Origin of the sequence: Acidiphilium iwatense, from assembly GCF_021556475.1 — a bacterium.
Lineage (GTDB): Bacteria > Pseudomonadota > Alphaproteobacteria > Acetobacterales > Acetobacteraceae > Acidiphilium > Acidiphilium iwatense.
In genome coordinates this window covers 1-7,663 of record NZ_JAKGBZ010000084.1, presented here as the reverse complement: position 1 = coordinate 7,663, position 7,663 = coordinate 1, and the positions used below count along the sequence as shown (strand labels likewise).

General features: G+C 59.6%; 7 protein-coding genes and 1 pseudogene. 1 reads left to right on the top strand and 7 read right to left on the bottom strand.

The window, feature by feature from the left end; translation table 11 throughout:
- A pseudogene (locus tag L2A60_RS19410) lies at positions 1–118 on the top strand (IS1595 family transposase); the annotation flags it as partial.
- Between the two features lie 4 nt (positions 119–122).
- On the opposite strand, the gene mobF reads toward L2A60_RS19410, so the two are convergent.
- The 7 genes from mobF to L2A60_RS19375 form a co-directional block, all read right to left on the bottom strand.
- The gene (mobF, locus tag L2A60_RS19405) at positions 123–2,270 is read right to left on the bottom strand and encodes a MobF family relaxase (RefSeq protein ID WP_235706114.1); all 2,148 of its coding nucleotides are present in this window, start codon (positions 2,268–2,270) and stop codon (positions 123–125) included.
- On the bottom strand, positions 2,270–4,123 hold the full coding sequence (locus L2A60_RS19400) for a type IV secretion system DNA-binding domain-containing protein (protein ID WP_235706113.1): 1,854 nt from the start codon (positions 4,121–4,123) through the stop codon (positions 2,270–2,272). The genes mobF and L2A60_RS19400 overlap by 1 nt, the downstream gene beginning before the upstream one ends.
- Positions 4,123–4,485, bottom strand: coding sequence for a hypothetical protein (locus L2A60_RS19395; RefSeq protein ID WP_235706112.1), 363 nt, complete (start codon positions 4,483–4,485; stop codon positions 4,123–4,125). Before L2A60_RS19395 ends, L2A60_RS19400 begins: the two co-directional genes overlap by 1 nt.
- 204 nt (positions 4,486–4,689) lie before the next feature.
- A complete protein-coding gene (locus L2A60_RS19390; RefSeq protein ID WP_235706111.1) occupies positions 4,690–5,148 on the bottom strand; it encodes a hypothetical protein in 459 nt (152 codons plus the stop codon).
- Positions 5,149–5,254: 106 nt separating this feature from the next.
- Positions 5,255–5,440 (bottom strand): helix-turn-helix transcriptional regulator, encoded by a 186-nt coding sequence (locus L2A60_RS19385; protein WP_235706110.1) that lies wholly within the window; start codon positions 5,438–5,440, stop codon positions 5,255–5,257.
- A 126-nt stretch (positions 5,441–5,566) separates the two neighbouring features.
- Complete coding sequence (locus L2A60_RS19380) at positions 5,567–6,340, bottom strand: hypothetical protein (protein WP_235706109.1); 774 nt, start codon at positions 6,338–6,340, stop codon at positions 5,567–5,569.
- A 43-nt stretch (positions 6,341–6,383) separates the two neighbouring features.
- On the bottom strand, positions 6,384–7,529 hold the full coding sequence (locus L2A60_RS19375; protein ID WP_235706108.1) for a tyrosine-type recombinase/integrase: 1,146 nt from the start codon (positions 7,527–7,529) through the stop codon (positions 6,384–6,386).
- Positions 7,530–7,663 lie beyond the last annotated feature (134 nt).

Sequence of the window (7,663 nt, the reverse complement as noted above, 5' to 3'; positions counted from 1 at the left end):
GTATCGGTTCAATCGCCGATATGACCTCGCCAGCATGATCCCGCGCCTCGGCTGGGCCGCCGCCCAGACTCCTCCAATGCCGTATCGCCTCCTAAAATTGGCTGAAGTTCATGGGTAAACAATTAATCCTTTGCAAAGCGGATCATGTCGCCGATGCCGTAGCTGTGCACATCCTTGGCTTCGGCGCGCGTCAGGTCGCGGGGCACCAGCCTGGTGGTCTCAACAGCGGGTCCGTGCAGAGCGCCGTTTTCCGCCAAGCGGTGGCGGATTTCCTTGGTCAGCGCGTCACGCCCCTCACGGGATGGCTCAACCACCAAGGCCTTGCGCCTCTCTTTGGTGTCCAACTTGGCGTAATCCTGGGCGATCTGGGCGAAGCGGGCCTCGCGCGTGTCGCACTCGATGACGCGCCCACCGCCCGCATCCAGCGCAGCCAGGGACCTCTTGGCATCACCCGCAAAGCTGGCCTCCACCGCTGCCATGGCGTGCTCATTGGTCTGGCGCAGAATCTTGGTCAGGCGCGCGGTTTCCATGCCCGCCCCCTGTAGCTGGGCAAAGGCAGCGCCTGCCTCAACGGACCCAAGCTGCGCCGTATCGCCCACCAGAAGCACCCGCGCCCGATGAGATTCAGCCAGGCCCAACAATTTGGCGGCATCGGCGCTCGATATCAGCGAGGCTTCGTCCACAATCCAAAGCCGCTCCATTGGCGTGGGGCGGCCTGGCGCGAGTAAGTGCCGGGCCAGCGTGTCGGCGCGGCTATGTAGCGCCTCACCCAAAACCTGCGCCGCCGATGCCGTGGGGGCGAGTGCTACCACCTGGATGTCTCGCGCCTCGGCCTCGCGCGCGATGGTCGCCAGCACGGTGGAGGTCTTGGCGGTGCCCGCCGCGCCCTGCAATCCAATGACGCGATTACGGCTACCGAGAATTTGCGCCGCCGCCACCTTTTGCTCGTCGGTCCAGCCATGCCCCTGATGGGCGCTGCGCCGTTCCGCTTCGGCAACCGCGCGGGCGGCGGGGATGGGGGGCAGGATTGGCTCCGCCTGCTGGCGCGCTCGCTCCTCCAGCCGCAACATCGCGGTCTCGTTGGCGATATTGGCGGCGGTGGTGAAGCCCTCGAACGCCACGCCGCGTCGGTCAAGGCATTCGCGCGTTTCCAGCGCGCCGCTCTTCTCCGCGCGGGCAATGGCGGCGGCGATGTCACCATGCCCAACGCGGCCCATGCCGAACTTCCCAGCCGCCTCATGCAGGGCGGTGGTGGAAAACACGGATTGCCGTTCGCCCAGCATGGCCGCCCCCTGCGCCACGGCCCGGTCACCTGCCAGCTCGCGGACAAATTCATGGTCGGCGCCAAGGGCTGTGGATTCCGCTCGCGCCTCGGCCTGGGCAATCAACCCACGCCGCGCCTGTTCATCCCATCCAACTGCATCGGCGGCCTCCCACCAATTGCCGATCAATTCAGCATGAGGCACTGCCTCCTTGGCCAGCCGCGTATCCAGCGCCGCAATTTGCTTCTCAGCGGCGCTGGCTTCCGCCCGGCTCTTGCCCCGCTCGGCCAGCCGGGCCTCAATCGCCGCGCTACGCTGGCTGAACGCCTCCAGTGTATCCGCGCCAATACCAGCAATCTCGAAGGTCGAATCCTTGCCACGCTCGATCCCGTAACCAAGGCGCTGCACCCCGGCGGCCAACTCCTGGCGGTAGATAGCCCCCATCTGCTTTTGCATCTGATAGAAGGCGCGTGGCTCCAGGCTGCGCCATTGCCCGGCCTCGTCCCGGGTCATGTTGAGAATGACATTATGGGTATGAAGTTGCGGATCGAGTGCGCGGCTGGTGCCGTGCCGGAAAGAGGCAATCACCAGATTGCCGGTCGCCTCCCGCCGGATGCTGCCATCTTCCCGGATGCGGGTGGCGGAAAAATGCTGCTCCGCCAGTTCCAGCGCGGTTTTCACCGCACGCTCATGGGCGGCGGTGAGGCGGCGGTCTCCCGCCACCTCGGCCATGATCGATACACTCTTGGGCGCGCTGAAGGTCACGTCCCAGCCGGGCCGGTGCTCCCATTCGCCGTCGCGCATCGTGCCCAGGCTTTGCCCGGCGACATGCCCATCCAGCAGCCGGGCGAACTGGTCACGGTCAACGGCCCCGGCCAAATTCAGCGCCTGCGCGCCTTGGCCTAGCCATTCCGAGGGGGCAAGGCCCCCTTCGGCATAATAATCATCGGCCTCATAATAGCTGGCGGCCTGCCCGGCGCTGGTCAGGGCAGAGATTGTCGCCACCATCACACCGGCCCCGGTCCAAGAATTGTACCCTGGATAGGGGCGTCGGGCGTTTTGGCCTTCAGGGTCTCTTGGGCCTCCTGCAATCCGCCCCAGAGCGTTTCCGCAATATCGGCGGGGATAAAGTCAGGCTGCCTGGCCGGGCCGCGCGTGATGATATGGTCATTCGTCAGCTTGATCCGCGCCACAGGCAGACCATCCGGCAGCAGCAAATAGCCGGTGTGTTTGGGCAAGCGCAGATCGCTTTCCAAAACGGCGGCACGCAGTTCGCGCATCGTGCTCAAGGTCCGCTGGGGCTTACCAGTCTTGGGGTCGAACATCTCGGCCAGGGTGGGGATTTCCACCTCGACGCCGCCGATGGTCGCGGACGCCCATTCGCGGCTAGCATGGTCGCTCATTTGCAGGAATAGCTTGGTGTTGCAGCAGCCCAGAAGCGCCTCGGCGCCATCGGGGCCGTAATGCCCGCGCATCTGGCCGATGGTCTGGAAGGACAGGATGGCACACGCACCGAATTTGCGACCCTGCGGCAAAAGCCGTTCCAGGTTTTCGACCCGGGGTAGATCGGCCAGCTCGTCCAGCAGGAACCACACTCTGCGGGTTGGGCTGGCAGACAAGCCCAGCATGGCCGACGCCGCACATTCAAGCCACAACGCCATCAGCGGTTTTACGGCCTCGAAGAAATCTTCTTGCCTCGGAACGAACGTCCAAGGCTTACGTCCTTTATGCTGGTCGATCCCCTTGAAAAATTGGGAGATCGAAAAGGATCTCTCCCCGTCACGGGGCGCCTTGCGCAGGAACATGAGCATGTTGACCGCCTTGACCAACATGAACAACACGCTGGCGGTGGCTCGATCAGCGTCCTTCTCGAAGGAACGGGCCGATGACGTATTAGCGAGCCAATGCTTTAGCTCGGTTTGTGGCATGCTTTGCAACGCATTCAGCAAGGCTTGTAACGTGCCGCGTCCCTCACGCCAAAGATTGCGCATGATATTTGCCACCAAATTGCGGGAGGTCTCCAGCCAGATGTCGCGTTCCTCGTCGCCGGTTTCATTGATGAGGTAACGGGCAATCCGGTCGGCGTCGGCCGGGTGGATGATCTCGGCGAAGGGACTCCAAAATGCCCCACGCTGATCGAACGGATTCAAAATGATGTCACCGCGTGCCGGATCGTAATAATTGGCGACGAATTCGCCGCTGGTGTCGTACACCAACGCTGCCTCGCCCCGCGCCTCGATCACGTCCAGTTGAAGTCGGAGAAGTGTTGATTTTCCTCCGCCGGTTGTGCCGATCAAAGCGACGTGCCGGGTTTCCAATCCACTTGGCAGGGTAACATCGCCAAATTGCAGGCGCGGTTCATTGTTTTCCTCGGCTGTCATGTCAGCCAGGGTCGTTTGACTGACCACCCGCGTGCCCCGGATGACCCGATCCGCCAGGCGCTCCTCTTGCTTGTGCCGCCGCTGGTCAGACGTCAGCCAGAGGCCAACCATTCCCCCGGCAAAGCCCAATCCGCCGCCCAGCCCGAGGGTTCGGGCAAAGCTTACCGCTTCCTGGCGCAATGGCTGGAACTTTGCCCATTCTTTGATGCCCGTGCGGGCAGTCTGGCCATGCCAGATTATCGTGATTTCTGGATTGGATGGTAAATCCGACAAGAGAAAGCTAGTGAAGGCCGCAATGCCATATTCGGTGTCGGCCTGGATTTGCGGCGGGCTGATGACAACCGCCCCCAAGGCCAGCGCGCCGATCAGCGCGCTACCCGCTAGAACGCGGGCATTGAAGCGGAACTGAACTTGACCATCGGCCCGGTCACGCGCCCGTAGGGCGGCGATATGCGCCCGGCTGCTGCTGTCTTTGGACATCACGAATCTCCGGCAAGGTTAATTTGTCGGGTAAAAGCATCTTGAATAGCCTGAGTGAGCGTGCTCTGATCTGCACTAGGACCGGCTGCGGCGCGGGCGTAGGTGTAGGCGGCGCACGCGACAAATAGCGTGCGCTCTGTCAGGCGCTCGACATGAGCCAGCCTCGCGGCCAGCGTCCCGATCTCCCGTGCAATCTCGGCAGTGAGTTGCGGCCCCGCCTGCTCGCCAGAGAGGGAACTTAGCCCGGCCTGTACACATTTTTGCAAAAGGGCGTACGGGGAAACTTGGAGGCGCTGCGACTCATGTCGCAGGGCTTTATCCAGCGCCAAGGGAAGGCGCACGGAGTGCTGAACGAACTTCATAACCCGTCCTCCCCCCGCATCCGGCGCGCATCCTCAGCCAGCCCAGGCGTGGCGCGAGACATCGAGCACCCGCCATACGTGCACTCGAATCGTACCCGCGAAAAATCGCGATTGTCAGCCGCAGGCCAGTGCGTGGGGTGTGTTCCTCTTCCCTTGCCTCGATGCGCAGCATCGTGGCTCTCATAAAAGTAAAATTGCCGGGGCTTACGCATCTTCCGGCCCCCGATGCTGATGTTGGGGGAGGGATGTCCAACGACCACGCATGGTCTCATCTGCCCAGTTTCGGATGGTCGCTTCGATGGCTACCCTGATGCGGTTATCGAGGTCGTGGGCTTCATCAGGCGAGAGGTGTGCGGTCAGGCCAGGCGTCTCGACCAAGCCACCCGCTGGGCGGTAGCCTCTTTCATCGGTTATCGAGGGGCCGTCGATGCGGCAGAGGGAGGCTGTTCCCAGATAAACATTGATGGGCGGCACGTCCCAGCGATGCCAGAGCGCGACGCCAAACCGGTAGGTTTCGCCAAACCTGTCATCCCGGATCAGTCTCTCAATGACCGGCTTGACGCTCTCGGCAATGCGGGGCGTCGTCCGCAAGGTGAAGGTGGCAACATCCGTGAGGAAAAACCGGGCGTGCAAACGGGCGATAATGTTCTGAAAAGCAGGCATGAAGTGTCCTTTCCGTGCTCTGGCCACGAATCCGTGAAGTTCAATTTTTAAGGGAGATGACGGGCGGCCCCAGGCTGGTTAGTTGCAATCGGGCCGGATCAGCCCGTCAGGGATAGGTCTGGGTGGGAAGGCTCTGGAGCCATTGATCGATCTCGCCGGATCGCCAGCGGATACGTCCCCCACCTAGAACTACGGGTCGTGGAAAATCCTGGTGCCGCATGCGGCGGTAAATAGACGAACGGCTCTTGTACCCTGTTAAGCGTAATACATCATCGATTGTCAGCAGGAACATCGGGGCATTGTCATGCATTGTGTTGATCCATGGTGGTTCGGTATAGGTCCCAAACCAACACAACGATTGCGGAGGACGCAATTCATTCAACCGTCATTTAGCTTTCACGCAAATGGCAATCGGATTTCACCGTACAGAAGCTGGCAGGAATTCCCTCACAAACCGTTCGAATGGACCATAATTACCTGAATATATCTTTTGAATTACGCTTGGCGTGAAGCATTTCCTATTCAAAGCAGGATTGGAAAGGATTGAAATAACTTCGTTCTGAGAAAGTGCCCGGTGCTCCGGCTTTCGTAGCTCGTCAATTAACCGTAAACTTTCCAGTATTGAGTTGCGAATACGGTATTCCTGCTTTATTGTTTCCTTTTCCAGCCGCAGCCGTATTTGACCATATTCATGGTCATCCATTTTAATCAAAATTTTTGAGCTGAGCTTGGGAGCTGGAGTAAGGATATTTTTTACCTTGGCGACCGCCACAGAGGTGGGTGGCATCATCATTTCCTCCTGATGCTCGGAATGGTGCTCGTTCACTCCGTTTGGAGTGCTCTGTTGTACATCGATGGCACTATATTCATTTCTGAATGGTTCTTCGTAGACCCAAACGTCACTATAGATGGTCTTTGAAATTCCACATTCTTTTTTAACGAATTTCTCACCGATATAGTCTATTTCTATTCCGTCTGAGCAAGTGTTGTTTGAAAAAACCTGCGTTAACAGAATCCAAAATTCTTGGTCAATACGAGTTATTTTGTATTCGCCAGAACGCCATCCCGTGGCATAAAATTCATTCTTGATAAATTTTTCAACAAAGCCGCGTGCAACCTCTCGCTCTGTTTCGAAAGTGCTTTTATTTAACACGTGTTTTTTATAAGCTTCGTAGAGATTTATGCCAACCATCAGAACATAGCTCCCAAAAATGCCGACATGGCTGTCTGCATTTCTAATCAGTCACACAATGCTGCCCCCACGCCTCCATGAGCGCCTTCCGCTTCTCCAACAGGTTGCCTCGCCGATAAGCCGCTTCGACTTTGTTCCCAATGGCATGGGCCAGGGCCATTTCGGCGATGTCCCCGTCAAAATCCGTCTCCTCGGCCACCCAATCGCGGAAGGACGAGCGAAAGCCATGCGGCACGGCGAGAACTTCCATGTCGCGGCAAATCTTGGTCAGCGTCATATCGGACAGCGGCTTGCTGCTGCGCTGGCCGGGAAACACCAATTCACTCCGCGCCTCTCTGTAGCCTTGTGCCCGCCGGAATACGTCCATGGCGGCCGATGACAGCGGGACAATATGCTCCTTGCCCGCCTTCATCCGGTTGGCGGGGATCGTCCACAAGGCATTATCCAGATCAACCTCGCTCCAAGTTGCTCCACGAATCTCGCCTGACCGGGTTGCGGTGAGGATCAGCCCCTCAAGCGCCAACCGCCCCATCGTATCCCGTTCTTTGAGCTTCGCCATAAACGCTGGAACCTCGCCATAGGGCAGGGCCGTATGGTGCGCCTCCTTGGCCTTAACTTTGGGCATCGACTTATTCATCGTCGCTATTGCCAGAGGAGTCGTCCGATATCCTTTGCCTACCGCCCAGTCGATGACGGTGTTGATCCTCTGTCGCACACGCCGGGCCGTCTCGGGTTTCTCAAGCCAAATGGAAATCACAGCATCCCGGACGCGGTGAAAATCAATCACAGCAACCGATAGATCGCCCAGCGTCGGGAATGCGTATGTTTCAAGGCTCGATAGCCACTGCGCCCGGTGCTTTTGGTTGCGCCAGCTCGCCTTGTGCTCCGCAAACACCAGCGCTGCGGCTTCCTTGAAGGTAGGAATCCCAGCCTCTTTCCGCCGCTCGGCAACGGGGTCAAGTCCCACCTCAACCTGCGTCCGCACCTTCGTGGCGCGCTCCCGGGCCAAGGCCAGGGACACCTTCTTGGCACTCCCCAGGCCAACGTCCCGCCGCTTGCCATCCTTCTGCACCCGGCAAACCCAGGACTTCCCGCCCCGAGGGCTTATAACAAGGTACAGGCCGTCGCCGTCGCCATAGCGCCCCGGCTCCTTTGCTGCCTTCACGGAAGAGGCTGAAAGCTTGCCCAATCTTATCCCACACTAGTACCCCGAGTCGCTCATAGTGCGGGGTATAGCCGCTTCAGTTTGATGCGGGCGTTTGCGGTGGTGAAGTGCCAGTTGGCCTTGACGTGATCCCTATTGCGGGTGCGCTCCCATGCGGC